Below are 2094 nucleotides of genomic sequence, written 5' to 3'. Positions count from 1 at the left end.
TTTCACGCTTCTGTTGGCACGTTTCAATTTTCACGCTTCTGCTTTGAAAACTTGCGGCGGAAACAACTGTTTACTTTCAAATTGGATTTGCCTGCGTAATTTCGGCGCAACTTGCCACCAACGTTCCCTCGCTACAAGCGGTATGCGGACTTGATAGCAGAGTAGTTTTGGTTATGCAAAAAACATTATTAAATAACGGTAATTCCACTAAACCAGCATATCGCTTGTAACGAGTGTTAGGGATATACAACGATAGTATTAACACGTAAAAATTATAAAAAATGAGCATATTTCCAAAAAGATGGATGGGTAGAGGAATACCAATAAATAATATTCCTAAACATTATTTTAAAGACGGTAATATTTACGAAACTAAGACTAACAAACAAGTAAAATCAGAAAAAATGAAAGATAAAAATAAATGGATTGAAGTTTTGTCAGACCACGAGATTTCAGAATATTCTAAAAATTTAGAGCCGATTTGGATAATTTTAGAAGAAGATGAGCATAAAATACCTATACTAGCTCAACCTGATGGGGATGATAATTATCACGGAGAAGATGATTGTGTTTACCATTATTGCGACATTTCTCATTTTATGAAGATAGAACGCCCAAAATTTAACGATTGCTAGGCGGTTATCCCTAACGTTCTGGTACTACAGCGGGTTTGGGTTCTAAATTAAGATTTATTTTTCGGTTATCACTAAACATCCAAGTACAAAACCATTTTTCCCATTAAGCCAATTGCCCAAATCCGTTGTAGTAGCTGTTGGCAGTAGGTTTTTCTGTTCTATTTATGTTCAGCCCAGTTTAGCATATAATAATCTTTTCCAATGAAAGCTTTTATGTCAAATTTATATTTTCCACTTCTAATTTCTTCAACGCCAGTTCCGCAAAGAATATAAGTTATTGTATCTCGTTGCATATTTTTTATTATTCCATTTGGAGTTCCAAAAGGAAGATTGCCTTGGATTGTTAATTTTCGACAATTGATGACTAAAGATTTCTGTTTTGGTATTTTATAAAATTTATCGTCAATATTTAGAGAGTCAATGTCAAAATCAGATTTATTGTAAACTTCTATTTCAACTCTTGGCGAGAAGTAGAAAAAGTAAATTGAAGAGATTAAGCAACAAGATATTGCTATGAAGATTAATTTCTTTAAGCCTTTAAGTTTAATCATCAATATAATTTTGTTTATTTCGTTCGGTTAAACTTACTGCCAACGTTCTCGCGCTACACGCAGGCTGGGATTAAAGATGCGGAATCTTTCGGTTAAAAACAAATGTTTTAAATACAAACTATTTTCAAATCTAGCCAAATGCCCAGCTTGCTTGTAGCGTGTGTTGGCGGTAGTTTTTTTATTTACTCTTCTATTGGCAAAAAATCTAATTCCTTTCTTTTTTCTGTTTCGCAATTATTCTTTATAATTCTGAAACTTTTAAAGTTTTCTTTTGGTGTCATTAACCATTTAATACCGTTAAATTCCCATAAAACAATTCCGTTTTTGTAATCTACAATTCTTGCTTTTATTTCAAAACCTATTTTATTTTCAATATCATAAGCATCCGCTCTGAATGCTTTATTTTCGGTTAATCTTGTGAATTTTTCAAGCTCAAATTTTTGTTGTTCTTCTATTCTCCAATTTATAGTAAGACGACCATCAAGTTTTACTGTTTCAGTTTTTCCATCACAAGGTTGATATATTAAATAACCGTCTTTATCCTTTTCGACTTTAATCCAATCTTTCTGAATTGCATCAAGACTTTTCCAAGTTTGAGGAATTTCACGATGGTTTATTTTCGGATAAGTTATCTTTAAATTTAGTTCAGTATTTTGCTTTTCAATGTTTTTTTTATCTCCAGTTTTAGATTGTCCATTACACGATAATATGACAAATGATAACAAAATGTAAATTAGATTTTTTATATTCATTTTTTTCGTTTTCCTTCAAAATTACTGCCAACGTTCTGGTACTACAGCGGGTTTGGGTTCTAAATTAAGATTTATTTTTCGGTTGTCACTAAACATTCAAATACAAAACCATTTTCCAATTAAGGCCAATGCCCAAATCTGTTGTAGTAGCTGTTA

The 2094-nt window shown here is 31.8% G+C and carries 3 protein-coding genes; 1 reads left to right on the top strand and 2 read right to left on the bottom strand.

The window, feature by feature from the left end; all coding sequences use genetic code 11:
* Positions 1-281: 281 nt before the first annotated feature.
* Positions 282-635, top strand: coding sequence for a hypothetical protein (locus FLAVO9AF_RS15180; RefSeq protein ID WP_159691222.1), 354 nt, complete (start codon positions 282-284; stop codon positions 633-635).
* A gap of 158 nt (positions 636-793) precedes the next feature.
* Here the strand turns inward: FLAVO9AF_RS15180 and FLAVO9AF_RS15175 are convergent, their stop codons facing one another.
* Together FLAVO9AF_RS15175 and FLAVO9AF_RS15170 are read right to left on the bottom strand one after the other, a co-directional pair.
* Positions 794-1186, bottom strand: coding sequence for a hypothetical protein (locus tag FLAVO9AF_RS15175; protein ID WP_159691219.1), 393 nt, complete (start codon positions 1184-1186; stop codon positions 794-796).
* A gap of 182 nt (positions 1187-1368) precedes the next feature.
* Entirely contained in the window at positions 1369-1938 is a 570-nt protein-coding gene (locus FLAVO9AF_RS15170; protein ID WP_159691216.1) for a hypothetical protein, read from the bottom strand.
* Positions 1939-2094: the final 156 nt, after the last annotated feature.

Origin of the sequence: Flavobacterium sp. 9R (assembly GCF_902506345.1) — a bacterium.
In the GTDB taxonomy this organism is placed as follows: domain Bacteria; phylum Bacteroidota; class Bacteroidia; order Flavobacteriales; family Flavobacteriaceae; genus Flavobacterium.
Note: the sequence above shows the minus strand (reverse complement) of the source record. Positions and strands in the feature narration are given on the sequence as shown.

Coding starts and splice junctions, on each gene's coding strand:
- FLAVO9AF_RS15175 (WP_159691219.1), bottom strand. CDS start 1,186: ATGATTAAACTTAAAGGCTTAAAGAAATTAATCTTCATAGCAATATCT.
- FLAVO9AF_RS15170 (WP_159691216.1), bottom strand. CDS start 1,938: ATGAATATAAAAAATCTAATTTACATTTTGTTATCATTTGTCATATTA.
- FLAVO9AF_RS15180 (WP_159691222.1), top strand. CDS start 282: ATGAGCATATTTCCAAAAAGATGGATGGGTAGAGGAATACCAATAAAT.